Here is a 24,442-nt window from a genome sequence, read left to right on the forward strand (position 1 = left end):
CCTACCCCCTCAGTCGCTTCGCGACAGCTCCCCCTTCAGGGGGAGCATCTTGGACGAAGGGCCGGAGGGGGGCCGTTCTCAGCTTTCGCTGCGCCGGAATGTCATCACCAGCTCCCCCCACCGATCGCTCCCGCGATCGCCTCCCCCACAGGGGGAGGTTCGACTACTCCACCCCGGCCACGGCCAAGAGCGCAGCGAGCCCGACCTGCATGCCCTTCAGCGTCGGGGCCTTCTCGATGTCGATCCATTCGTCCAGGGCGTGGGCGCGGCCGCCCTTGCCGCCGGCGCCGATGGTGATGGCCGGGACGCCCAGGCTCATGGGCAGGTTGGCGTCGGTCGACGAGGCCTCGTGCTCGGGCGTGAAGCCCAGGGCCGAGATCGCCGCCGCCGTCGCCGTGACGATCGTCGCCTTGGGATCGGTGCCGCCTGCCGGGCGCTCGCCGATCACCTTGGCGTCGTAGGAGACTGCCCCCGGCTTGGTCGAGCGGGCGGCGTTCTCGCCGGCCACCGCCTTGTCGAGGATGCCGATGAAGGTCTGGTCCAGCTTGGCGAGTTCGGCGGCGCTTTCCGAGCGCATGTCGAACTCCAGGAAGATCTGGTTGGGGATCGAGTTCACCGAGGTGCCGCCGCCCACCACGCTGGCAGAATAGGTGGTCTTGGGATCGGCCGGCGGCTTGACCGCATAGAGGTCGACCACAGACTGGGCCATGGCCGTCATCGGATTGACCACGCCGAACGCGCCGTAGCTGTGGCCGCCCGGACCCTTGAAGGTGACGCGGTAGCGCTTGGAGCCCACGCCCCGGTCGACGATGCGCGACGGATCCGAGCCGTCCATCGAGAAGAAGGCGCTGATCCGGCCCTGATACTTGCCCTTGGTGAAGAGGTGCTTGACCCCGCGCAGGTCGCCCGGCCCCTCCTCGCCCACATTGCCGACGAACAGGATGTCGGACTTGGTCTTGATCTTGGCCGCGTCCATGGCCCGCACATAGGCCAGCAGCACGGCCAGCGAGCGGGTGTCGTCGCCGATGCCGGGGGCCGACAGCTTGGTCCCCTCGCGCTTGACCTTCACCTCGGTGCCTTCGGGGAAGACGGTGTCGAGGTGGGCGGCGATGACCACGAACGGGCCCTTGCCCTTGGTGGCCGTCCCGGCCCGCACGCCCATGACGTTGCCCTCGGCGTCCATCTCGACGTCGGTGAGGCCAACGGCCTTGAGCATGTCCAGATAGGCCTTGGCGCGCTGCTCCTCCTTGAACGGCGGCGCGGGGATCTCGGTCAGGGTGACGATGTCGGCGACGGTGCGGTCGTAGTCGGCGTCCAGCTGCTTGACCGCGGCCTTGAAGCCCGGGCCGCCGACGATCTTCTGCACGGCCTTGACCGAGGTGTCGGCCTTCTCGGCGGCGTCGGCCTCGGGGCCGTAGAGGGCGCCGGCCGCGAACAGCGAGGCGGCGAACAGCATCGAACGCGACAGACGGCGCATGGGCGAAGGCTCCGATTCCAGGTGGCCCCGACCAGAGCGGGGCCGTGGCCGCCTTGGCAATCCCCAAATGATCTGGCGGCCGCCTCTGGACGAACGCTGCTCGCGACCCGACATTGACCCTTCGTAAGCCAACCCGTCCGGAACCCACGCCATGGCCCATCTCAAAGCCGCCGCCGCGCTCGCGGGCCTTGGCCTGCTGCTGGCCGCCGCCCCCGCCCTGGCTCAGCCCTCCGCGCCCGCCACCGGGCCGCTGGGCGTGGCCGGCAAGTGGACGCTGGACCTGTCGCGCTCGCGCTTCAACGAGGCCCTGACCGGGGCCGCGCCGATCAGCGGGGAGCTCGACATCACCAAGGACGACGGCAGGGCCATCGCCTGGACGCTGGTCGAGGAGGACGACGAGGGCGTGGCCGCCATCCAGTTCGCCGACGCGGCCCTGGACGGTTCGCCCACCCGGGCCGTGGTCAACTTCAACTTCGTGACCCTCAGCGTCGAGCGCACCGGCCCGTCCAGCGTGGCGGTCATGACCCACGGCCAGACCGGCCGCCGCCAGAGCATGCGCGTCGGCGTCACCGCCCCCGACACCATCCTGGTCGAGCAGGACATCGACGGAAAGCCCGGCCCGCCGGACCAGAGCCTGGTGTTTGTCAGGAAGAAGTAGGGCGGACAGATCCTCCCCCTGAAGGGGGAGGTGTCGGCGAAGCCGACGGAGGGGGACGTGGCCTGTGTGCCAGCCGCCGCCTCGAACCCAGCAGAAACTTCCCCCTCCGGCCCTCCGGGCCACCTCCCCCTTCAGGGGGAGGATCTTCGATCTAATCCGCGTGCACCCGATCCACCCGCGGCGCGAACATGTAGCCCGCGTGGCGCACGGTCCGCACCATCTGGGCCCCGCCCTCGGCGCGGCGCAGCTTGCTGCGCAGGCGGCTGATGGTGACGTTGATCTGCTGCGGCGGCGCCTTGCTGCGGGCCTCGGGCGGCCCCTGCTGCAGCTGGTCGCGGGTCAGGATCTGCTGGGGCTTGGCCACCAGGGTCCACAGCACCAGGAACTCGGCCGAGGACAGGTTCACCGAGTCGCCGCGCGGGTCGAACAGCTCGTGGGTGGCCACGTTCAGGCGCCAGCCGCTGAACTGGTAGACCGGCGGGGCGTTCACCGGCTCGGGCGCACGCCAGGCCTGGCGCCTGCGCACGGCGGCGCGGATGCGGGCGGCGGTCTCGCGCGGCCGGAACGGCTTGGCGATATAGTCGTCGACGCCCATTTCCAGGCCGACCACCACGTCGCTCTCGTCGTCGACGGCGCTGACCACCACCACCCCCGGCGCGGGGTTCAGGCGGCGCAGCCGGGCGCAGACCGACAGGCCGGCCTCGTCGGGCAGCAGGATGTCCATGACGACCAGCTCGATCTGGGTGCGACCCAGGATCTGGTCCATCTCGCGGGCCGAAGCGGCCTCGAGCACTTCCAGGTCGAACCGGCCCAGCAGGGCGGTGATGGCGGCGCGGGAGTCGACGTCGGGGTCGACGATGAGCAGGCGGGGTCTCACGGGCGTTCTCAGAACATCGCCCGGCCGACGAGCCGGGCCGAATAACGGGTCTGGCGACGCGAGGCCTCGGCCCCGCCCTCCAGGGCGAAATAGGAAAGGTCCGAGCCGGCGCGCAGGGCGAGGTTCAGCGTCACTGCGTCGGTGCGGGCGGCGTTGCCGAGGATCGTGAACGGCGTGCCGCCGGAGTACCAGGCGGTCGTGTCGGCGTACTTGCCGGCCAGGGTCTTGCGATAGCCGACGCGGACCTCGGGACGGACCCAGACCTCCTTGCCGAACTCGCGGCCGAAGGCGACGCCGATGTCGCCCGACAGGTTGTCGAACTTGCGCGAGGCCACCGTCTGGTCGAAGCCCTCGCCGCCGCCGTGCTCCTTGCGCTCGCCTTCCCACAGATAGACGTAGTCGAGGCGCGCCTCGGGGCGGATGTAGTTGCGGCCGAACTTGTGCTCGTAGCCGACGCCGGCGAAGGCGTTGGCGGTGAAGCCGTTCCACGAGGCGGTATTGGTGATCGCGACGTCGGCTTCGTCGTCGCCATCGACGTCCTCGCTGATGAAGCTGCGGTCGCCGTTGAAGCGGATGTAGCCCAGGCCGCCGCCCAGGTTGAAGCGCCAGCCGCCGATCGACCGGCGCCAGTAGGTCCCGGCCTGGAACAGCGAGGCGGTCGTCTCCTCGCCGACCTTGGCGGCGGTGTCCTTCTCCTCGAGGCTGGCGAAGGCCAGGGTCACGCCCAGGGCGCCGCCGGCGTCGCCCATGGCCTCGTAGCCGGCGACCAGGCCCGTGGCCTTGGTGTCCGAGCCCAGGTTCTCGCCGTCCTCGATGCGCACCAGGCTGTTGATCTCCTGCACCCAGACGCTGTCGGGGCCGTAGCGGTCCTGGCCGTCCGGGCGGTAGGCGGTCGAGGCCGAGATCTGCTGCTGCACCGCCTGCAGGGTGGTGAACATCCCCTCGCCGGTGCTGGGCAGCATCTGGTTGTAGAGATTGTAGAAGCCGTCGCTGGTCGACTGGCTGAGGAAGGCGCTGGCGATGTCGTCGTCGGCGCTGAGCGCGGCGAAGGTGGCGTCATAGGCCGCCGTCTGGCCCGTGGTCATGCCGGCCTCGGCGGCCGTGCGGCGGCGCACGTCGATCAGGACGTCGTTGTCCTGGGTGCGGGCCTGGGCGACGTAGAGGTAGGGAGCGTCGCCCAGCAGGTCCTGGTCGATCTCGCCGGCGGTCAGCGTCCCGGCCGAGATCACCTTGAAGGTGCTGGCGTCGGTCAGCAGATTGTTGAAGACGAGGCCCAGATTGGCGCCGCTGGCGATGGTGGCGGTGTCGACCACCAGCTGGGTCGAGGTCCCGGCGTTGGGATCGACTGTGAACACCAGGGTGCTGTCCGAGCCCAGGTTCAGGCTGGTGGCCTTGATGGTGTCGGTGTTGGTGATCAGCAGGCCGCCGTTGCCGATGTTGATCGAGAGCTTGCCGTCGCTGTCGTAGAGGCCGCCGATCGCATAGGCCGTGCCGTCGATGTTCAGGGTGTCGGCGCCGTCGCCGAACGACATGTCGCCGTACAGCGTGCCGTTCAGCAGGTTCAGGGTGTCGTCGCCCGAGCCCAGCAGCACCTGGCCCACGATCGAGGGCTCGTCGGCGTCGTCCACCCCGTCGCCGTCGGTATCGGTGTCGGCCACCCCGTCGTCACCGTCGTCGCCGTCGTTGACGCCGGTCTGGGTGATGGTGACGCCGGTCGTGTTGGCCTTGAGGTTGATGGCGATCGCCTTGCCGGTGACCGTCTCGTTGGTGGCGTCGGTGTCGCTGTCGTCGGTGTCGTAATCGTCGTCGGTGGCGATCACGTAGGCGGCGATCGTGCCGGTGTTGGTGATGCTGGTCAGCGTGCCGGAATTGTCGACGATGGCGTTGGCGTTGCCGGTCTCGCCAGACAGGGTGGCGACGATGCTGCCGCTGTTGACGACCGAGTTCATGGTCGCCCCGGCGTCGATCAGCAGGGCGTAGGCGTTCGAGCTGCCCTCGGCCTCGACCGCACCGCTGAGCGCGCCGCTATTGTTCAGGATCGAAGCGATCGCGCCCGAGGTCAGGTGCAGGCCCATGGCGTCGGCCTCGTAGGCGCTGGCCGAGATCGAGCCTTCCAGGTTGACGCCGTTGGTGACCAGGGTCTCGTAGCCGGCCGCGCCGCCGATCTGCACGCCGGTGGCCGCCACGCCCGCATGGACGCCATAGGCGCCGACCGAGCCGCGGATGACGAGGCCGTAGTCGTAGATCCCCTCCCCGGCCGAGCCGAGGGTGATCGCCTGGCTGTCGGAGCCGATCTGGATCGCCGGCGCGCCGCCATAGACGTAGACGGCCGCCGTGCCCTCGTCGCTGTCGGTGACGCCGTCGCCGTCCTCGTCGTCGGAGGTGTCGTCGTTGGTGTCCTCGGGCGGGGCGTCCAGCACCAGGCCCTTGGAGACGTTGCTGGTGATCTTGATGGCCGAGCCGCCCTGCAGCAGGTCGTCGGCGTCCAGCAGCGCCTCGTCGTCGGGATCGGTGTAGCGGCTGGTGTAGCGATAGCCGGTGGCGGTGATCGTGCCCTGGACGATGACCGAGCCGTCGACCTCGCCGTCAACCGCCAGGCCGACGCTGCCCGCGCCCAGCACGCTGATCGAACCGTCGCTGACGATGTTGCCCGTCACCTTGGCGGTGTTGCGGACGCCGTACCCGTTGTCGCCGGTCACCGAGATCGAGCCGGAATTGAGGATGTCGCCGATCACCGACGATTCCAGCATGATCCCGACCGAGCTGTTGCCCTCGATGGTGATCGTGCCGGTGTTCTCGATCGTGCCGGTGTAGTCGCCCGAGCCGGTCAGGCGAATGCCGTAGCGGTTGGTCCCCAGCGCGAACTGGCCGTCATAGTCGCCGTCGCTGTCGCTATCGACGTAGTCATAGTCCTCGGTCAGGCTGATCGTGCCGCCGTTGGTCACCGTCGAGGTGACGCCGCCGTTGATCAGGACGCCCGTCGAGTTGGAGACGTCGGTGCTCTTGAGCGTGCCGTTGTTGGTCAGGGTGTTATTGCTGTCGACCGTCGCGATCGCGCCTTCGGACGCATAGGTGATCACCCCGTCGGTCGTGACCTTGACGTCGTCGGCCGCGCCGCTGGCGGCCGTCGAGGTGGCGATCGCCGTCGTGCGGCTGCTGCTGGTGACTTCCGTCTCGGCGGCCGCTTGGGCGGCGTGCAGCAGCATCGGCAGGGCGGCGGCCGAGAGGATCAGAAGCTTACGCGACATGGAGGACCCGCTTGAAGGAACCTCCGAGGCTTAGGGGCCCTGCATGGCCCAGGCGTGTCTCGCAAATTTCCGCGCGGCTACGGCGAGCGCCTCGCCGATACACTTCCGTTTCAAAGCGGCCGGAAGGTTGTCGCCAGCGTTCAGGCTCGCCCGCCAAGTGTTGCGCCCGATGGGCGAAACCGACGATTTCGACGTCGTCGCAAGAATGTTCACGGCGGAGCGGCCGCGTCCAAGCCGCCGATTCCGCGATCGGCGATGATGGCTCCATCGACCAAGGAGCCCCGCCATGGGCAAGGTGCTGATCCCCGCCTCGTGTTTCGCCTTCAGCGTCTGGCTGCTGGTCGAGCGGATGTTCTGACAAAGAAAAGGCGCGCGAGGTTTCCCCCGCGCGCCCTTCGTCGATCCCGAAGGATCGGTCTTTCTTACAGCACGCCGTCGATGGCGCGCTTGACGCCCAGCGGGTTGGCTTCCTTCAGCGCCGCCGGCAGCAGCACGTCGGGCAGGTCCTGGTAGCAGACCGGACGCAGGAAACGCTCGACGGCGCGGGTGCCGACCGAGGTCGAGCGGCCGTCCGAGGTGGCCGGGAACGGGCCGCCGTGGACCATGGCCGGAGCCACTTCCACGCCGGTCGGCCAGCCGTTGGCCAGGATGCGGCCGGCCTTGCGCTCGAGGATCGGCAGCAGGCCGCGGGCGGCCTCAGCGTCTTCCGCGTCGAGGTGCAGGGTGGCGGTCAGCTGGCCTTCCAGGCCTTCCAGCAGGCCGGCCAGGGTGGCGACGTCCGGGCAGCGGACGATCACCGACGACGAGCCGAACACTTCGTGGCTCAGCGCCGGGTCGGCGGCGAAGGTCTCGGCCTCGACCACGAACAGGGCGCCCTGGCCCTGGTTGCAGCCTTCGCCGACCAGGCCGCGGGCGGCCACGGTGACGCCGGGGCGCGAACCCAGCTTCTCGACGCCCTGCTCGTAGGCGCCGAAGATGCCCGGGGTCAGCATGACCTGCGGATGGGCGCCGGCCAGGGCGGCCGAGGCCGAGGCCACGAACTTATCGAAGTCCGGACCGGCCAGGGCGAAGATCAGGCCCGGGTTGGTGCAGAACTGGCCCGAACCCATCGTCAGCGAGCCGACGAAGGCCGCGCCCAGGGCCTCGGCGCGGGCGGCCAGGGCGTGCGGGAACAGGATCACCGGGTTGACGCTGCTCATCTCGGCATAGACCGGGATCGGCTCGGGACGAGCGTTGGCGATCTTCATCAAGGCGACGCCGCCGGCGCGCGAGCCGGTGAAGCCGACGGCCTTGATGCGGCTGTCACGAACCAGGGCGCCGCCCAGTTCGTGGGTCTGGCCGGTCAGCAGCGAGAACACGCCGGCCGGCAGGCCCGCCTTCTCGACGGCCTTGCTGATGGCCGCGCCGACCAGTGCGGCGGTGCCGGGGTGGGCCGGGTGGCCCTTGAACACGACCGGGCAGCCGGCGGCCAGGGCCGCGGCGGTGTCGCCGCCGGCGGTCGAGAAGGCCAGCGGGAAGTTGCTGGCGCCGAACACGGCGACCGGACCAAGGCCGATGAAGCGCTGGCGCAGGTCGGCGCGCGGCAGCGGCTTGCGCTCCGGCTGGGCCGGGTCGATGCGCGCGCCCAGGAAGTCGCCCTGGCGGACGGTCTTGGCGAACAGGCGCAGCTGGCCGGTCGTGCGGCCACGCTCGCCTTCGAGGCGCGGACGCGGCAGGCCGGTCTCGGCCATGGCGCGCACGATCAGGTCGTCACCGATGGCTTCGATCTCGGCGGCGACGCCTTCGAGGAAGGCCGCGCGGGTCTCGAGATCGGTCTCGCGATAGATGTCGAAGGCGGCGTTCGCGGCGGCCAGCGCCGCCTCGATCTGCTCCGCGGTCGGTTCGGGGAAGACCTCGCCGAAGTGCTCGCCGGTGGCGGGGTTCAGGCTGCGGAGTTCAGTCATGACGGACGCTCGCGTTGTGGCGGACGGGAATGGCCACGCATATAGGCCGTTCCGCGTCCGGTTGTCAGTCCAATGTTAGCGCAACCAATGCCTATTTTGCATGGGTATGGGCTATTCGATGAAGGCCGGCGCCGTAACCCGTTCGCCCAGCAGGAAGGCGTCGGCGACGTGGCGCAGCGGGCTGACGTCGACGTCCGAGCCGCCGGCCGCGATCAGGCGGGCGAAGGCGTCGTACAGGCCCGGATACTCCTCGTCCGGCCCTTCGTGCTTCAGTTCACCGTCGACCCACAGGCGCGAACCGCCGTGTGACAGCTTCAGCTCGCCGCCGTCGGTGTCGATGATGATGTCCCAGCTCTGCTCGCCGGTCTGCAGGAAGTCGAAATCGGCCTGGACCGGCGCGCCGGTCACGGTGCGGAAGGTCAGCTGCGCCTCGACCGGCGACTGGCAGTTCTCCGGCACGTGCAGCGTCGCCTTCTCCAGGAAGAAGGCCGGCAGCACGACGGTGGCGATCGACAGGGCGTTGATGCCCGGATCGAAGACGCCCAGGCCGCCGGCCTGCCAGATCCAGGTCTGGCCGGGGTGCCATACGCGCACGTCTTCCTTCCAGTTGATCTGGACCGACTTGATGGTCTTGCCCGACAGCCAGGTCTGAGCCGGGGCGACGGCGGTGGCGTAGCGCGAATGCCAGGTGGTCTGCAGGGTGACGCCCTTGGCCTGGGCGGCGGCCTTCAGGTCCTCGACCTCGCTCAGCGTCGCGCCCGGGGGCTTTTCCAGCATCACGTGCTTGCCGGCGTCGATGGCCTGGCGGGCGATGGTGTGGCGCACCTGCGGCGGGGTGCAGAGAGCCACCGCGTCGAACTGCACGTCCGAGGCCAGCAGTTCGGAGAGGTCGGTGAAGTGCGGAACGCCGTCGACGCCGGCGCTGCGGCTGGCCACGGCCGCCAGTTCGAAACGCCCGTCCTTCTCGATGGCCGGCAGGTGCTGGTCGCGGGCGATCTTGCCCAGGCCGACGATGGCGATGCGGATGGTCATCTGGACGGACACCTGACGATGGCTCGGGCCGCGCCGCGCGACCTCTGTAAGATTAGTCCGACAAATAACGCCCTCCCCGCCCCTGTCAAACAGGACCGCGAAAACGGGCCAATAACGCCGCTCGCAAGGAACCTCGCCCCACTCGCGCTGGCAGGAACCGGCTTGTCCGCTCGACCTCGACGCGTAATGGTCCTACATATTCCGCGCTGGACGAACAATGTCGTGGATGGCGCAGCCTGGCGACCGACGATAGAATGTGAGCGCTATCATCGGCGTTCGAACGCCCTTTCGGCTCTTGCGATCGGCTCGCAAGACCTTGAAGGCGTGTGACGTTTCCGCGCCATGGCGGTCGTTGACGCTCCGCCCTCGCCGGTATAGTCAGACAAATAGTATAAACCTCGCCCGGCGAGGCGATCCGGTTGGATCGATCGAGGAAAAACAGGACCGACATGACCACCAAGTCCGCGCCCAGCACCCTTCGTTCGCGGGCCTGGTTCGACAATCCCGACAACGTGGACATGACCGCGCTCTATCTCGAGCGCTATCTGAACTACGGCCTGACGCTGGAAGAGCTGCAGTCGGGCAAGCCGATCATCGGCATCGCCCAGACCGGTTCGGACCTGTCGCCCTGCAACCGCCACCACCTGGTGCTGGCCGAACGCGTGCGTGAAGGCATCCGCACCGCCGGCGGCATCGCCATCGAGTTCCCGGTCCACCCGATCCAGGAAACCGGCAAGCGCCCGACCGCGGGCCTGGACCGCAACCTCTCCTATCTCGGCCTGGTCGAGACCCTGTACGGCTACCCGATCGACGGCGTCGTGCTGACCATCGGCTGCGACAAGACCACCCCGGCCTGCCTGATGGCCGCCGCCACCGTGAACATCCCGGCCATCGCCCTGTCGGTCGGCCCGATGCTGAACGGCTGGTACAAGGGCGAGCGCACCGGTTCGGGCACCATCGTCTGGAAGGCCCGCGAGATGCTGGCCGCCGGCGAGATCGACAACGCCGGCTTCATCAAGCTGGTGGCTTCGTCGGCCCCGTCGACCGGCTTCTGCAACACCATGGGCACGGCCACGACGATGAATTCGCTGACCGAAGCCCTGGGCATGTCGCTCACCGGCTCGGCCGCCATCCCGGCTCCGTATCGCGACCGCCAGGAAAACTCCTACCTGACCGGCCTGCGCATCGTCGACATGGTCAAGGAAGACCTCAAGCCGTCGGACATCCTGACCCGCGAAGCCTTCCTCAACGCCATCGTCGTCAACTCGGCCATCGGCGGCTCGACCAACGCCCCGATCCACCTGAACGCCCTGGCCCGCCACATCGGCGTCGAGCTGACCGTCGACGACTGGCAGGAGAAGGGCGAGGACGTGCCGCTGCTGGTCAACCTGCAGCCGGCCGGCAAGTACCTGGGCGAGGACTACTACCACGCCGGCGGCGTTCCGGCCGTCACCGCCCAGCTGATCAAGCAGGGCCTGATTCACGAAGACGCCATGACCGTCTCGGGCCAGACCATGGGCGACGCCTGCCGCGACGCGACCATCGAGGACGCCGACGTCATCCGCACCTTCGACAACCCGCTGGTCGAGCGCGCCGGCTTCGTGGTCATGCGCGGCAACCTGTTCAACTCGGCGATCATGAAGACCAGCGTGATCTCGGGCGAGTTCCGCGACCGCTACCTGTCGAACCCCGAAGACCCGGACGCCTTCGTGGGCGACGCCGTGGTGTTCGACGGCCCCGAGGACTACCACCACCGCATCGACGACCCGTCGGTCGGCATCACCGAGAACTCGATCATGTTCATGCGGGGCGCCGGCCCCGTCGGCTACCCCGGCTCGGCCGAGGTGGTGAACATGCGGGCCCCCGACTACCTCATCAAGCGCGGCATCAAGCAGTTGCCCTGCATCGGCGACGGTCGCCAGTCGGGCACTTCGGGCTCGCCGTCGATCCTCAACGCCTCGCCGGAAGCCGCCGTCGGCGGCGGCCTCGCTTTGCTGAAGACCGGCGACCGCGTGCGCTTCGACCTGCGCAAGTCGCGCGTCGACGTGCTGATCAGCCCCGAGGAAGTGGCCGAGCGCCGCAAGGCCCTCGAAGCCGCCGGCGGCTACAAGTACCCGGAAAGCCAGACCCCGTGGCAGGAGATCCAGCGCGCCATCGTCGGCCAGATGGAGACCGGCGCGGTGCTGGAACCGGCCGTGAAGTACCAGCGCATCGCCCAGACCAAGGGCCTGCCGCGCGACAGCCACTAAGGCTTCGCCAGCGCTGAAACGAAGAAGCCGCCCGGGGCGACCCAGGCGGCTTTTTCGTGCTCTGAGCTATGCGGCTGTCCTTCGCGCCATCCGCTCGGCCGCCAGCATCGCCGCCAGCATCGCCACGGCCAGGATCGCGATCAGCGGTCCCAGGGCCTCCCAGCCGAACCGGCCGACGACCAGGCCGCCCAGCGGCGGGCCGATCAGCGCTCCGCCGGCCCCGAACTGGGTCAGCAGGCCATTGGCGGCGGCGATGCGCGGGCCGTCGGTCCCGCCGGCCAGGGCCGGCAGACGGGCGAAGACCAGGGGCGAGGCGATGCCGCTGAGCAGCACCACCATGAAGGCGACGCCGGCCACCAGCAGGGCCTTGGCCGACAGGAAGACGAAGGGCGCGACCACCGCCGTGGCCAGCAGCGCCGGGACCACCACCCGCGTCATGCGTCGCCGGTCCAGCGGCGCGGCGTGCAGCAGGCGGATGGCGATGGCCGAGCCCGGCAGGGCCGCCAGCGAGACGAGGCCGGTGGCGATGCTGGCGCCGGCGACGCCCGCGCCGGCCTTCTCGATCAGGAAGCTGGGCAGCAGCATGGTCAGGGCGCAGATGAAGACGGTGTAGAGGCCAAAGCCGAGCGTCAGAACCCAGGCGGCCGGCGGCGGCAGCGCGATGCGGGCGCCGTCCGACAGCCCCTTGGGCTGGCGCAGGGCCACCAGCAGGCCCAGCGCGCACAGCACCGCCCACACCAGCATGGCCCCGCGCGGCCCGCTGAGCGCCATGGCGAAGCCCGTGACGCCGCTGCCGACCGCCACCCCCACGGCGACGAAGGTGCTCCACAGCGCCAGGGCCGGTCCTCGCGCCTTGTCCGAAGCGACGGCGGCGATCATGGTCGGGGCGGCGATGACCACCAGCAGATAGGTCACGCCCTCCAGCGCCCGGGCGGCGAACAACACCGCGACATTGGGGGCGAAGGCCTCGACCAGGCTGGCGGCCAGCAGGCCGACCAGGCCGATCGTCATGAAGCGGCGACCGCCGAACCGTCCCAGGACCAGGCCCGCGACGATGCCCAGGCTGGCCCCACCGATCTCCAGCAGCGACACCAGCAGGCCCGCCTGGGCCAGCGACAGGCCAAGCTCCTGGCGCAGCACCGGAACCAGCACGGCGATCTTGGGAAGCTGGGCGGCGGCCAGCACGCCGATGAGCCACAGGGCGATGATGTTGGACCAGGAACGCAGCATGGCGCCGCCCTAGACCGATGCGCCCTCGCGCGACACGAAAAACTTATGCGTGGGGGCGCGTCAGTCGATGGTGGTGGTCAGGCGGCCCACCCGGCCGTCGGCGAGCGGGATGGTCTCCCACTCGGTCAGGCCTGGCGCGACGGGCACGTCTGGGCTGTCGTTGGGACCGGTCTCGAAGCGCAGCCGCTGGTAGGGACGCTCAAACCAGCCCGTCTGCGCCAGTTCGCCCTGGGCCCGGGCGATCTCAGGGCTGGCGAAGCGCCACAGCGACACGCCAAGATAGTCGGACGCGTCGATCCGCCATGAGGCCAGCCGCGCCGGCGACACCGCCAGGAGCTGGTGGGTGGCGTCGCAGACCAGGTGCACGGCCTGGGACGAGGTCTCGACCAGCCGCCGGATCGCCGCGTCGCTGCTCTCGCCCGCCTGGGCGGCGATCAGGGCCGTGATCCGCTCGCGATGAGCCTCGTCGGGCTCGTGCTCGCCGCTCTCCCAGCGCGACACCGTGCCCTGCGACACGGCCAGCAGCTCGGCGACGGCGCCCTGCTTGACGGCGTTCAGCCGCCGAAAGCGCCGCAGAGCCAGTCCGATGGGCAAGTCGTGGATCATGGGCGTCAGTTTAGCGGGAATGGGCGAGCATGGGGAGCCGGCGCTTCAGAGCGGCAGCTGCACCGTGCTCTTGACCTCTTCCAGCACCGCATAGGTCCGCGTCTCGCGCACGCCCGGCATCTTCACCAGGATGTCGCCCAGGAAGCTGCGATAGGCGTCCATGTCGCGCACACGGGCCTTGATCAGGTAGTCGAAGCCGCCGGCCACCATGTGGCACTCCAGCACCTCCGGCGCGCGCCGGATGGCGGCGGCGAAGTCGTCGAACACCTCGCCGGTCGTGCGGTCCAGCACCACCTCGACGAAGATCAGCAGGGCGCGATCGACCTTCGCCGGATCCAGCAACGCCGCGTAGCCGGTGATGAAGCCGCGCTCGCGCAGGCGCCGCACCCGGTCGAAGGTGGCGGCCGGCGAGAGGTTACAGCGCTTGGCCAGCTCGGCGTTGGTGACCCGGCCGTCGGCCTGCAGCACGCGCAGGAGCCGGCGGTCGGTGTCATCTAGAGCGGACATGGATTTTCGTCACTTTCAGCGAAGATTGTTCTGATAATAGCGATAACAAACAAAGCACCTTCGGCACGAAGAGGACTACACCCTCAATCGTCCTAGCGAAGCTTCCCCCACGCCGCATCCCCCAGTCGGCGCGCTTCGCCAAGGATCTCCCGCTCGGCGGGAAAGCTCGCCACGCATCCCCCAGCGTCGGCGACGAGCGGAAGGGACGCGCGAGTCCCCCCGAGACGCGTCCCTTCCAGTGCTCCCCTTCCACTCCTAAGCTGTCGTCCCGGGCTTAACGCCCACGCGCGCCGCGACGCCCTGTCGCGGGGCTTTTTGCATGCCTGGAGCAGACAGCGTTTTTCGACGTTTACGCCGAACAGGATACGGAAGCCAGAGCCAACAAACGAAGCACCTTCGATCAGACCCAGGCTAATCCGACGATAAATCATTAGCGAGGCGCATCATGGCCGATTGGGACTCCCTGGACGACGGCAAGTACCGTGACGAGAAGGCGGTGATCGCCGACCTGCTGGCCGCGGGAGCCCTGTCCAGCGAGGATCGCGCCGCCGTCCGCGCCGAGGCCGAGGCCCTGGTGCGCGGCGCTCGCCGGTCCGTTCGCAAGCAAGGCGTGGTCGAAAGCTTCCTGCAGGAATTCAGCCTGGGCACCCGCGAGGGCCTGGCCCTGATGTGCCTGGCCGAAGCCCTGCTGCGCACCCCCGATGACGAGACCCGCGACCGCCTGATCGCCGAGAAGATCGGCTCGGCCGACTGGGCGTCGCACTTGGGCGGCAGCGACAGCCTGTTCGTCAACGCCTCGACCTGGGGCCTGATGCTGACCGGCAAGATCGTCGAGCCCGACGACGAGGCCAAGAAGGACCTGCCTGGCTTCATCAAGAAGATCGCCGGCCGCCTGGGCGAGCCGGTGATCCGCGCCGCCGTCGGCCAGGCCATCCGCATCATGGGCGAGCAGTTCGTGCTGGGCCGCACCATCGAGGCGGCCATCAAGCGCGCCGCCAGCGAAGACACCATGTGTTCGTTCGACATGCTGGGCGAAGGCGCCCGCACCGCCGCCGACGCGGCCCGCTACGAGAAGTCCTACGCCGACGCCATCGAGACGGTCGGCAAACTGTCGAACAAGGCCGGCCCCGAGGCCGGTCACGGCGTGTCGGTGAAGCTGTCGGCCCTGTGCCCGCGCTACGAAGCCACGCACGAAGACCGCGTGTGGGAGGAGCTCTATCCCCGCACCCTGCGCCTGGCCCTGATCGCCGCCAAGTACGACATCAACTTCACCATCGACGCCGAAGAGGCCGATCGCCTGGCGCTGTCGCTGAAGCTGCTCGACAAGCTGTGTCGCGAGCCGGCCTTGGGCGAATGGAAGGGCCTGGGCCTGGCCGTGCAGGCCTACCAGAAGCGCTGCGGCGAGGTGATCGCCCGCCTGAAGGCGCTGTCGGAAGAGACCGGCCGCCGCCTGATGGTGCGCCTGGTCAAGGGCGCCTACTGGGACAGCGAGATCAAGCGCGCCCAGGTGGCCGGCCGCCCGGACTATCCGGTCTACACCACCAAGCCCGCCACCGACCTGTCGTACCTGGTCAACGCCAAGGCCCTGATCGGGGCCGCGCCGCACCTCTACGCCCAGTTCGCCACCCACAACGCCCACACCCTGGCGGCCGTGGTGCGCATGGCCAAGAACGCTGGCGTCCGCATCGAGCACCAGCGCCTGCACGGCATGGGCGAGGCGCTCTACAAGGCCGCCGACGACCTCTATGACGGCATCACCCTGCGCGCCTACGCCCCCGTCGGCGGGCACGAGGACCTGCTGCCCTACCTGGTCCGCCGCCTGCTCGAGAACGGCGCCAACACCAGCTTCGTCCACGCCCTGCTCGACGAGCGGGTGCCGGTCGAGAAGGTGGTCACCGACCCGATCGACGTGGTCGAGGCCCATCCCGACCGCCACGCCAAGATCCCCACGCCCATCGACGTCTATGGCGAAGGCCGCAAGAACAGCGCGGGCCTGGACCTGTCGACCCGCGCCGACCGCTTCCGCCTGTCGGCCGCGGTGACGGTGCTGGACGCCGCGCCGCTGCAGTCGGGCCCGCTGGTCGGCGGCAAGATGGAAGCCGGCGGCCCGCCGCTGCCGGTGGTCTCGCCCGTAGACGCCGGCCGCGTGGTCGGCGCGGTGTCGGAAGCCCAGCTGCCGCAGATCGACAAGGCCTTCAAGCTGGCCCGCGCCGCCCAACCGGCCTGGGACCAGGCCGGCGGCCCGGCCCGCGCCAAGGTGCTACGCGCCATGGGCGACGCCCTGGAAGCCAATACCGAGCGCCTGATCGCCATCCTGTCGCGCGAGGCCGGCAAGACCCTGTCGGACGGCATCGCCGAGGTGCGTGAGGCCGTCGATTTCTGCCGCTACTACGCCGTTCTGGCCGAAAAGCAGTTCGGCGAGCCCGAGGTGCTTAAAGGTCCGGTCGGCGAGACCAACACCCTGGGCCTGGCCGGTCGCGGCGTCTTCGTCTGCATCAGCCCCTGGAACTTCCCGCTGGCCATCTTCACCGGCCAGATCGCCGCGGCCCTCGCCGCCGGCAACGCCGTGGTCGCCAAGCCGGCCGAGCAGACGCCGATCATCGCCTACGAGGCGGTGAAGCTCTACCACGCCGCCGGCCTCGACCCGCGCCTGCTGGCCCTGCTGCCCGGCCGCGGCGAGACCGTCGGCGCGGCCCTGACCGCCCACGAGGGCCTGGACGGCGTCGCCTTCACCGGCGGCACCGACACCGCCTGGCGGATCAACCAGACCCTCGCCCAGCGCCAGGGCCCGATCGTGCCGTTCATCGCCGAGACCGGCGGCCTCAACGGCATGTTCGTCGACACGACGGCGCAGCGCGAACAGGTGATCGACGACGTCATCGTCAGCGCCTTCGGCTCGGCCGGCCAGCGCTGCTCGGCCCTGCGCCTGCTGTTCCTGCCGACCGACACCGCCGAGCACATCATCGAGGGCCTGAAGGGCGCGATGGACGCCCTGGTCGTCGCCGACCCGGCCGACGCCTCGACCGACGTCGGCCCGGTGATCGACGCCGACGCCAAGGACGCGCTCGAAAAGCATCTGGCCCGCCTCAAGCACGAGGCCAAGGTGCTGCACGCGCTGGAGGCCCCGGCTGGCGGCACGTTCTTCGGTCCGGTGCTGGCCGAGATCCCGGCCGCCGACTTCCTCGAGCGCGAGGTGTTCGGCCCGATCCTGCACGTGGTCCGCTACAAACCCGAGGATCTCGAGCAGGTGGCCGGCGCCCTGGCGGCCCGTCGCTACGGCCTGACCCTGGGCGTGCACTCGCGCATCCAGGCCTTCGCCGACGAGGTGGTGCGCCTGGTTCCGGCCGGCAACGCCTACATCAACCGCACCATGACCGGCGCGGTGGTCGGCGTGCAGCCGTTCGGCGGCGAGGGCCTGTCGGGCACCGGCCCCAAGGCCGGCGGCCCCCACGCCCTGCTGCGCTTCGCCGTCGAGCGCGCGCTCAGCGTCAACATCACCGCCCAGGGCGGCGACCCGGCGCTGCTGAATCTCTGATCTTGACCTCTCCGGCCATGGGCGAGACCCTTCGCCCATGGCCGACGGCTTCGACATCCATATTGACGAAGAACGCGCCTTCCGGCTCGCCCCCTGGCGGCCATGCTCGACATGTCGCTCGTCGACTATGTGATGTCGCTGATCGATCGCGACATCGCCGCTTCGCCCTTCAAAGAGATCGATCCCGACCCCGCCATAGACGAGGCAATCGCCGACGCCGTCGAGGCCGGTGACGAGGAAGCCATACCTTGGGCAGTCGTGCGCGATCGCCTGCTCGCGCGTCATCGTTCGACCGATCGCTGGCGTGGCTAGACATTCATCCATCCCCAAACCGAGCATCCCCGCCTTCGCGGGGATGCTCGGTTAGAAATGGCGAAAGACCCTGAATGTTGATTGGCCCCTGAGTTTCTCGTTCAAGTCAAAAGGCCAGCACGTGACCATCACCCGGATCTGGCACGGCCTGGAGCAGCGGTAGACGGCCGCCCGCCGACATGCACAATCTCCGGTGCAGTTTCCCGGGGAGCTTCGAGCCATGCGTTTCCTGCCGTCCGCCGTGATCGCCGCCGCGCTGCTGGCGCCCGCCATCGCCGCCGCCCAGGTCGAGCCGCTCGTCGGCGAGTGGTACGGGACCTTGCAGGTGGGACCGACCAAGCTGCCGCTGGTGTTCCACGTCCAGGCCGACGGAACCGCGAAGGTCGACAGTCCCGCCCAGGGCGCCATGGGCCTGAAGGCCACGGCCAGCCTCGCCGACGGCAAGGCGCGCCTGACCCTGATCTATCCGCCGGCCAGCTTCGAAGGACAGCTGTCGGCCGACGGCAAGAGCCTGGCCGGCCAGTGGCTGCAAGGCGGCGCCAGCCTGCCGCTGGCCATGAGCCGTACGCCGCCGGCGGTGACCCCGGCCAATCGCCCGCAGACGCCCAAGCCGCCGTTCCCCTACCGCGCCGAGGAGGTGTCGTACGTCAATCCGGCCTCGGGCCTGAAACTGGCGGGGACGCTGACCCTGCCGCCGGGCGAAGGCCCCTACCCCGTCGCCGTTTTGATCACCGGCTCGGGCGTGCAGGACCGCGACGAGACCCTGTTCGAGCACAAGCCCTTCCTGGTGCTGGCCGACGCCTTGACCCGCAAGGGCGTGGCGGTGCTGCGGGTCGACGACCGCGGCGCCGGCGGCTCGGAGCGCGGCGAACTGAAGGCCGCCACCAGCCTGGACTTCGCCACCGACGTGGAGGCGGGCGTGGCCTTCCTGCGCGGCCGCAAGGACGTCGATCCGGCCCGCATAGGCCTGATCGGCCACAGCGAAGGCGGGCTGATCGCCCCGATCGCCGCGGCCAAGGACCCCAAGATCGCCTTCGTGGTGCTGATGGCCGGCACCGGCCTGCCGGGGGCCAAGGTGATGCAGAGCCAGAGCCGCGACATCGCCCTGGCCGGCGGCGCCCCGCCGGCGATGATCGACCAGCAGGTCAAGCTGATCGCCAAGGTCAGCGACATGGTCGTCGCCGAGCCGGACACCGCCAAGCTCAAGCCTCGCCTGGCCTCGCTGCTGGCCGAGCAGGGCATGCCGCCCGAAGCGGCCGAGGCCGGGTTCGGACGCTTCGCCACCCCGTGGTTCAAGACCTTCCTCAGCCTCGATCCGGCCGGCTACCTGCAGCAGGTCAAGGCGCCGGTCCTGGCCGTCAACGGCGAGAAGGACGTGCAGGTCTCGGCCGCCGAGAACCTGCCGGCCATCAAGGCCGCCCTGGCCGGCAACAGGGACGTGACCATCCTGCCTCTGCCGGGCCTGAACCACCTGTTCCAGACGGCCAAGACCGGCGCGCCGTCCGAATACGCCGAGATCGAGGAGACCCTGGCCCCGTCGGCCGTGAACGCCATTGTCGACTGGACCGTGGCCCACGCCGCCAAGCCCGCCCACAAGCACGCCGATTAACTTCATCAATTTTATTTAATCGCTGGACCGCGCCCGCCAGGCTCCGCTAACGTCCCCGCAAATCACAAGTGGGGAGACACCGGGAATGCTTTCGCGACGTGCGATCCTGGCCGCCGGCGCGGCCGGCCTGACGACGGGCCTGGCCGCCCTTCCGACCCTGGCCGCGGCGCGGAAGGGCTTCGTGAAGGTCGAGGACGGCCGCCTGAGCCTCGACGGCAAGCCCTATCGCTTCGTCGGCGCCAACCTCTGGTACGGCGCCTGGCTGGGGGCCCCGGCCGCCTTCGGCGACCATGCGCGCCTGGCCCGTGAACTCGACAAGCTGCAATCGCTGGGCGTCACCAACCTGCGCGTCCTGGGCGCGGGCGAGCGCTCGCCGGCCAAGGTGGCCATGGATCCCACCTTCCGCGGCCCGGGCGAGGACTACGACCAGACCCTGCTGACGGGCCTGGACGTGCTGCTGGCCGAGATGGGCAAGCGCGGCATGAAGGCCGTCATCTACGTCAACAACTTCTGGGACTGGTCGGGCGGCATGCCGGCCTATCTGAACTGGACCGGCAACGGGACCTGGTTCCAGCAGGGCGACCCGGCCCACCCCTGGCCCGCCTTCGCCGACTACTCGGCCCGCTTCTATGCCGACGAAAAGGCCAACGCCCTCTTCCGCCACTATGTGAAGACCCTGGTCGGCCGCACCAGCACCGTCACCGGCAAGCCCTATCGCGACGATCCCACGATCATGGCCTGGCAGCTGGCCAACGAGCCGCGCCCGGCCGGCAGCGAGGAATTCGGCAAGGCCAACCGCCCCGCCTACGACGCCTGGATCGACGGCACGGCGCGCTTCATCAAGTCGATCGACGCCAACCACCTCGTTTCCAGCGGCAGCGAGGGCGACATGGGGTGCCTCGGCAGCGAGGCCTGCGTGGTAGAGAGCCACAAGACCCCGGCCATCGACTACCTGACCCTGCACGTCTGGCCCAACAACTGGAGCTGGATCTCGATGACCGACCAGCCCTCGACCTATGAGGCCGGCGCGGCCCGCTCGCGCGACTACATCCGCCGCCACATCGCCCTGGCCAAGTCGATGGGCAAACCGCTGACCATCGAGGAGTTCGGCCTGATCCGCGACGGCCGCGGCTTCGCGCCCGGCTCGCCGGTCACCTTCCGCGACCGTTTCTACAGGATGGTGTTCGACGAGGTGGAGGCCGACATGAAGGCCGGCGGCCCGACGGCGGGCGTCAACTTCTGGGCCTGGAACGGCGAGGGCCGCGCGCAGCACGCCGACGCCTGGTTCAAGAAGGGCGACCGCTCTTACGTCGGCGATCCCCCGCAGGAGGAGCAGGGCCTGTTCGGCGTGTTCGACGCCGACGCCTCGACCCTGGCCATCATCCGCGACCACGCCAAGGCGGTGAAGACGATCTAGCGCGCCATAACCCGCCGCAGCCAGGCCCAGGCGCCGCCCTTGCGGTGGTCGCGCGCGACGCTGGCTTCGAAGTCGTGGCGGGCGTCGATCGCCCGGCGCAGCACCTCGCGGTGGACGTCGAGCATGCGCTCGTAGGCCTTGAGGGTCTGCGCGGCGTCGGCCACGCGGGCCATGTCGAGGTCGAGACCGCTCAGATAGGCCTCGGGCAGCCTGCGGATGTCGAAGTCGCGCCCGCCGCCCTCGGCGTCATGGTCGGGCGCCAGGGCGTACCACCAGGTCAGCGCCCGGCCGCCTTTCCAGCTGTGATAGATCCTCACGCCCTCGTGGCTGAGCATCAGCTTGCGCCTGTTCACCATGAGTCCTCCTGGAGGACGATCTGGCGGCGCCGTTTGCGACAGCCGCAACCACGCAACGCAAAACCGCCGCCCCGGAGCCGGGACGGCGGTCAGCGCGTTCACGCGGTCGGCGAGATCAGGGCTCGGAAAGACCCGTATCGCCTTCGTCGGTGAGGTTGAACTCGTACCAGACGCCGTTGAGGACGCCGAAGGCGAGGGCCAGGCCGAGGCCGAGAACCCAGGTGAAGTACCACATGATCCAGGGTCCTTTCTCAGTAGAGGGCAGGGTCGGTCTTCAGGGCGGCGCTGCTCGTGCGGCCCCACAGCACCCGGTAGACGAAGGCCGTGTAGGCCAGCACCACCGGCATCAGCACCACCACCACGACCAGCATGATGAACAGGGTCGTGTGGCTGGACGAGGCGTTCCACACCAGGAAGCTGGAATGGGCGTCGACCGTGCTGGGCAGGATGAACGGGAACATCGACAGGCCGCTGGTGGCGATGATGCCGGCGGCCGAGGCCGAGGAGCCGCCGAAGGCCAGGCCTTCCTGACGCTTCCACAGGCCGAAGGCCGCGAAGGCCGCGCCGACGAAGCCCAGCACGGGCGCGATGGTCATCCACGGATAGCGGCCGAAGTTGTCGAACCAGGCGCCCGGCGCGGCGACCACCGTGGCCCGCAGCGGGTTGGACGGACCGGCCGGATCGACCAGGCCCTCGACCCGGAAGCCAAGGCGCATGGCCAGCAGGCCGCCCAGGGCGAACAGCACGATGCTGGCGATCCCGGCGACCAGGCCGAACTTGCGGGCGCGGTCGACGATCGGCCCCTTCTCGGCCTTCACCGCCAGCCAGGCCGAGCCGTGCAGCACCAGCATCGCGGTCGACAGCAGGCCGCAGACCAGGGTGAAGGGCGTGAACAGTTCGAAGAAGTGGCCGTGGTAGGTGCTGCGCAGGTCGCTGTCGAGGTGGACCGGCACGCCCTGCAGCACGTTGCCGACGGCGACGCCGAACACCAGGGCCGGCACGAAGCTGCCGACGAACAGCGACCAGTCCCAGAACGAGCGCCACTTGGCGTCGGGCCTCTTGGACCGGTACTTGAAGGCGACGGGCCTCATGATCATCGCCGACAGCACCAGGAACATGGCCAGGTAGAAGCCCGAGAAGCTGGCGCCATAGACCATCGGCCAGGCCGCGAAGATCGCCGCCCCGCCGGTGATGAACCACACCTGGTTGCCTTCCCAGGTGGCGCCGACGGTGTTGATAACCGTGCGGCGCTCGTCGTCGTTACGGCCGATGAAGGGCAAGAGGGCGCCGACGCCCATGTCGAAGCCGTCGGTCAGGGCGAAGCCGATCAGCAGCACGCCCAGAAGGCCCCACCAGATCAGGCGGAGGGTCGGGTAGTCGAGGGGGAGTTCCATCTAGCGGTCTCCTTTAGGCGACGGCTTCGGCGACGACGGGCGCGCCGGATTCCGGGGGGAAGGCGTCCTGTTCGGCGAACGGACCCTTCTTGATGGTCTTCAAGATCAGCCCGACCTCGACCACCGCCAGGGCGCCGTAGAGCAGGGTGAAGCCGACGATGCTGGCGATCAGTTGGGGAACGCTGAGGCTGGAGGGCGCCAGGAAGGTGGGCAGGACCCCTTCCACGGCCCAGGGCTGACGCCCGACCTCGGCCAGCACCCAGCCCAGCTCCGTGGCGATCCAGGGCAGCGGGATGGCCAGCACCGCCAGGCGCAGGAACCACTTGGTCTCGTGCCTGCGCAGGGTGACCAGCACGAAGGCGGTGGCGAAGAGAGCGATCATCAGGAGGCCAGTGCCGGCCATGATGCGGAAGGCCCAGAACATCACCGGTACGTTGGGCACGGTGTCCCAGGCGGTCTTGGCGATCAGCTCCTTGGAGGCCGTGCGCGGGTCCTCGACGTGGCGCTTGAGCAGCAGGGCGTAGCCCAGGTCGCGGCGGTTGGCCTCGAAGACGCCCCGGGCGGCCAGGTCCTGCGGATTGGCCTTCAGCTTCTCCAGCGCGTCATAGGCGACGACGCCGCGCTCGATGCGATCCTCGGCCGTGGCCACCAGTTCGAAGATGCCTTCGACCGGCTTGTCGACGCTGCGGGTGGCGATCAGGCCCAGCACGTAGGGGATCTTGATCTCGGCGTGGGTCTTGCGATCGGCCAGGCTGGGGATGCCGATGGCGGTCAGGCCGGCCGGCGCGGGCTCGGTCTCCCACATGGCTTCCAGGGCCGCCAGCTTCATCTTCTGGTTGTCGGTGAGGGCGTAGCCGCTCTCGTCGCCCAGGACGACGACCGACAGGGCGGACGCGAGACCGAAGGCGGCAGCGACGGTCATCGAGCGCTTGGCCACGCCCGTCCACCGGCCCTTGAGCAGGTAGAAGGCCGAAACGCCCAGCACGAAGACCGCGGCGATGGTGTAGCCGGCGCTGACGGTGTGCACGAACTTGGCCTGGGCCACCGGGTTGAAGATCACCGCCTTGAAGTCGGTCACCTCCATCCGCATCGTGTCGGGATTGAAGGCCGCGCCCACCGGGTTCTGCATCCAGCCGTTGGCGACCAGGATCCACAGGGCCGACAGGTTGGTGCCCAGCGCCACCAGGAAGGTGACCAGGAGGTGGGTCACCGGCTTCAGCTTGTCCCAGCCGAAGAACATCAGGCCCACGAAGGTGGCTTCCAGGAAGAAGGCCATCAGGCCCTCGATGGCCAGCGGGGCGCCGAAGATGTCGCCCACATAGTGCGAGTAGTACGACCAGTTCATGCCGAACTGGAATTCCATGGTGAGGCCCGTGGCCACGCCCAGGACGAAGTTGATGCCGAACAGCGCGCCCCAGAACTTGGTGACCGTGCGCCAGATCGGGCGCTTGGTCATGACGTAGACCGCCTCCATGATGAACAACATGAAGGACAGCCCCAGCGTCAGGGGCACGAAGAGGAAGTGGTACAGGGCCGTGAGGGCGAACTGCAGGCGGGATAAATCGACGACGGCGGGATCCATGCGTAGCTCCGGTGTCGGACGGCGATCGGTCGCGCCGCACGAGCATCTCGCCTTAGGCGTGTTTCCGATAGGGGTCTTTGATGCGGATCAAGGCCTTTGCACGATGGAGCGCTAAAGCCTGGCCATGACCGTTCGGACCCCCGTCGAGACCGATATCCTCACGCTCGCGCGCCCGTGGCTGCGAAGCTTGAACAGGACAACCTCCGCGTTCAGCCGCGCCGCTGCCGCCTGGCGGCTGGCCGACGTGGCCGGGGCGGCCGGCTTCGCCGCCGGCCTGGCCTTCGGGATCGACGCCCTGACCCGCAGCCTGGCTGAAGCCCTGCCCTTCCTGGCGCTGGCCCTGGTCTCGGCCCTGGCGCGCGGCTTCCTGGCGGCCAGGGCGACCCGCGCCGGCGCGCAGGCGGCCGCCC

Annotated in this window: 18 protein-coding genes and 1 pseudogene; 7 read left to right on the forward strand and 12 right to left on the reverse strand. The window is 69.3% G+C overall.

Annotated elements, in window-relative coordinates; genetic code table 11:
• Nucleotides 1–163: 163 nt before the first annotated feature.
• On the reverse strand, nucleotides 164–1,456 hold the full coding sequence (locus ACODR1_RS23740) for a M20/M25/M40 family metallo-hydrolase (protein ID WP_488882651.1): 1,293 nt from the start codon (nucleotides 1,454–1,456) through the stop codon (nucleotides 164–166).
• 172 nt (nucleotides 1,457–1,628) lie between these two features.
• Here ACODR1_RS23740 and ACODR1_RS23745 point away from each other — a divergent pair, with 172 nt between their 5' ends.
• Nucleotides 1,629–2,135 (forward strand): hypothetical protein, encoded by a 507-nt coding sequence (locus tag ACODR1_RS23745; protein WP_488882637.1) that lies wholly within the window; start codon nucleotides 1,629–1,631, stop codon nucleotides 2,133–2,135.
• Between the two features lie 151 nt (nucleotides 2,136–2,286).
• Here ACODR1_RS23745 and ACODR1_RS23750 read toward each other — a convergent pair whose 3' ends face one another.
• The 4 genes from ACODR1_RS23750 to ACODR1_RS23765 all read right to left on the reverse strand — a co-directional run bounded on the left by ACODR1_RS23750 (nucleotide 2,287) and on the right by ACODR1_RS23765 (nucleotide 9,235).
• Nucleotides 2,287–3,012: a response regulator gene (locus ACODR1_RS23750; protein WP_488882638.1), complete on the reverse strand. Its 726-nt coding sequence runs from the start codon at nucleotides 3,010–3,012 to the stop codon at nucleotides 2,287–2,289.
• A gap of 8 nt (nucleotides 3,013–3,020) precedes the next feature.
• Complete coding sequence (locus ACODR1_RS23755) at nucleotides 3,021–6,260, reverse strand: autotransporter outer membrane beta-barrel domain-containing protein (RefSeq protein WP_488882639.1); 3,240 nt, start codon at nucleotides 6,258–6,260, stop codon at nucleotides 3,021–3,023.
• A gap of 422 nt (nucleotides 6,261–6,682) precedes the next feature.
• Nucleotides 6,683–8,203: an aldehyde dehydrogenase (NADP(+)) gene (locus ACODR1_RS23760; protein ID WP_488882640.1), complete on the reverse strand. Its 1,521-nt coding sequence runs from the start codon at nucleotides 8,201–8,203 to the stop codon at nucleotides 6,683–6,685.
• 111 nt (nucleotides 8,204–8,314) lie between these two features.
• A complete protein-coding gene (locus ACODR1_RS23765) occupies nucleotides 8,315–9,235 on the reverse strand; it encodes a Gfo/Idh/MocA family protein (protein WP_488882652.1) in 921 nt (306 codons plus the stop codon).
• A 449-nt stretch (nucleotides 9,236–9,684) separates the two neighbouring features.
• Between ACODR1_RS23765 and ACODR1_RS23770 the strand changes: the two genes are divergently transcribed.
• Nucleotides 9,685–11,484, forward strand: coding sequence for an IlvD/Edd family dehydratase (locus tag ACODR1_RS23770; RefSeq protein ID WP_488882641.1), 1,800 nt, complete (start codon nucleotides 9,685–9,687; stop codon nucleotides 11,482–11,484).
• Between the two features lie 66 nt (nucleotides 11,485–11,550).
• Here the strand turns inward: ACODR1_RS23770 and ACODR1_RS23775 are convergent, their stop codons facing one another.
• From ACODR1_RS23775 to ACODR1_RS23785, 3 genes are read right to left on the reverse strand one after another with little or no spacing between them, the layout of a single operon-like run.
• The gene (locus tag ACODR1_RS23775) at nucleotides 11,551–12,714 is read right to left on the reverse strand and encodes an MFS transporter (RefSeq protein WP_488882642.1); all 1,164 of its coding nucleotides are present in this window, start codon (nucleotides 12,712–12,714) and stop codon (nucleotides 11,551–11,553) included.
• Nucleotides 12,715–12,774: 60 nt separating this feature from the next.
• Nucleotides 12,775–13,320 carry a helix-turn-helix domain-containing protein gene (locus tag ACODR1_RS23780; protein WP_488882643.1) on the reverse strand — a complete coding sequence of 182 codons (546 nt, stop codon included), beginning with the start codon at nucleotides 13,318–13,320 and terminating at the stop codon, nucleotides 12,775–12,777.
• A 45-nt stretch (nucleotides 13,321–13,365) separates the two neighbouring features.
• A complete protein-coding gene (locus ACODR1_RS23785) occupies nucleotides 13,366–13,827 on the reverse strand; it encodes an Lrp/AsnC ligand binding domain-containing protein (RefSeq protein ID WP_488882644.1) in 462 nt (153 codons plus the stop codon).
• 445 nt (nucleotides 13,828–14,272) lie between these two features.
• On the opposite strand from ACODR1_RS23785, the gene putA reads away from it, so the two are divergent.
• The 4 genes from putA (at nucleotide 14,273) to ACODR1_RS23805 (ending at nucleotide 20,700) form a co-directional block, all read left to right on the forward strand.
• Nucleotides 14,273–17,362: a bifunctional proline dehydrogenase/L-glutamate gamma-semialdehyde dehydrogenase PutA gene (putA, locus tag ACODR1_RS23790; RefSeq protein WP_488882645.1), complete on the forward strand. Its 3,090-nt coding sequence runs from the start codon at nucleotides 14,273–14,275 to the stop codon at nucleotides 17,360–17,362.
• 102 nt (nucleotides 17,363–17,464) lie between these two features.
• A complete protein-coding gene (locus ACODR1_RS23795) occupies nucleotides 17,465–17,674 on the forward strand; it encodes a hypothetical protein (protein ID WP_488882646.1) in 210 nt (69 codons plus the stop codon).
• 220 nt (nucleotides 17,675–17,894) lie between these two features.
• Nucleotides 17,895–19,283 (forward strand): alpha/beta hydrolase family protein, encoded by a 1,389-nt coding sequence (locus tag ACODR1_RS23800; RefSeq protein WP_488882647.1) that lies wholly within the window; start codon nucleotides 17,895–17,897, stop codon nucleotides 19,281–19,283.
• An 85-nt stretch (nucleotides 19,284–19,368) separates the two neighbouring features.
• The gene (locus tag ACODR1_RS23805) at nucleotides 19,369–20,700 is read left to right on the forward strand and encodes a glycoside hydrolase 5 family protein (protein WP_488882648.1); all 1,332 of its coding nucleotides are present in this window, start codon (nucleotides 19,369–19,371) and stop codon (nucleotides 20,698–20,700) included.
• Here the strand turns inward: ACODR1_RS23805 and ACODR1_RS23810 are convergent.
• The 4 genes from ACODR1_RS23810 to ACODR1_RS23825 all read right to left on the reverse strand — a co-directional run bounded on the left by ACODR1_RS23810 (nucleotide 20,697) and on the right by ACODR1_RS23825 (nucleotide 24,032).
• A complete protein-coding gene (locus ACODR1_RS23810; RefSeq protein ID WP_488882649.1) occupies nucleotides 20,697–21,056 on the reverse strand; it encodes a hypothetical protein in 360 nt (119 codons plus the stop codon). The genes ACODR1_RS23805 and ACODR1_RS23810 overlap by 4 nt on opposite strands.
• A 115-nt stretch (nucleotides 21,057–21,171) precedes the next feature.
• Nucleotides 21,172–21,291, reverse strand: coding sequence for a cytochrome bd-I oxidase subunit CydX (cydX, locus tag ACODR1_RS23815; protein ID WP_058347708.1), 120 nt, complete (start codon nucleotides 21,289–21,291; stop codon nucleotides 21,172–21,174).
• A 16-nt stretch (nucleotides 21,292–21,307) separates the two neighbouring features.
• Complete coding sequence (gene cydB, locus ACODR1_RS23820) at nucleotides 21,308–22,450, reverse strand: cytochrome d ubiquinol oxidase subunit II (RefSeq protein ID WP_488882650.1); 1,143 nt, start codon at nucleotides 22,448–22,450, stop codon at nucleotides 21,308–21,310.
• 13 nt (nucleotides 22,451–22,463) lie between these two features.
• On the reverse strand, nucleotides 22,464–24,032 hold the full coding sequence (locus tag ACODR1_RS23825) for a cytochrome ubiquinol oxidase subunit I (RefSeq protein WP_101718169.1): 1,569 nt from the start codon (nucleotides 24,030–24,032) through the stop codon (nucleotides 22,464–22,466).
• A gap of 124 nt (nucleotides 24,033–24,156) precedes the next feature.
• Between ACODR1_RS23825 and ACODR1_RS23830 the strand changes: the two are divergent.
• Nucleotides 24,157–24,442, forward strand: a pseudogene (locus ACODR1_RS23830) (thiol reductant ABC exporter subunit CydD); the annotation flags it as partial.

The sequence above is a fragment of the Caulobacter sp. FG7 genome (assembly GCF_057808875.1).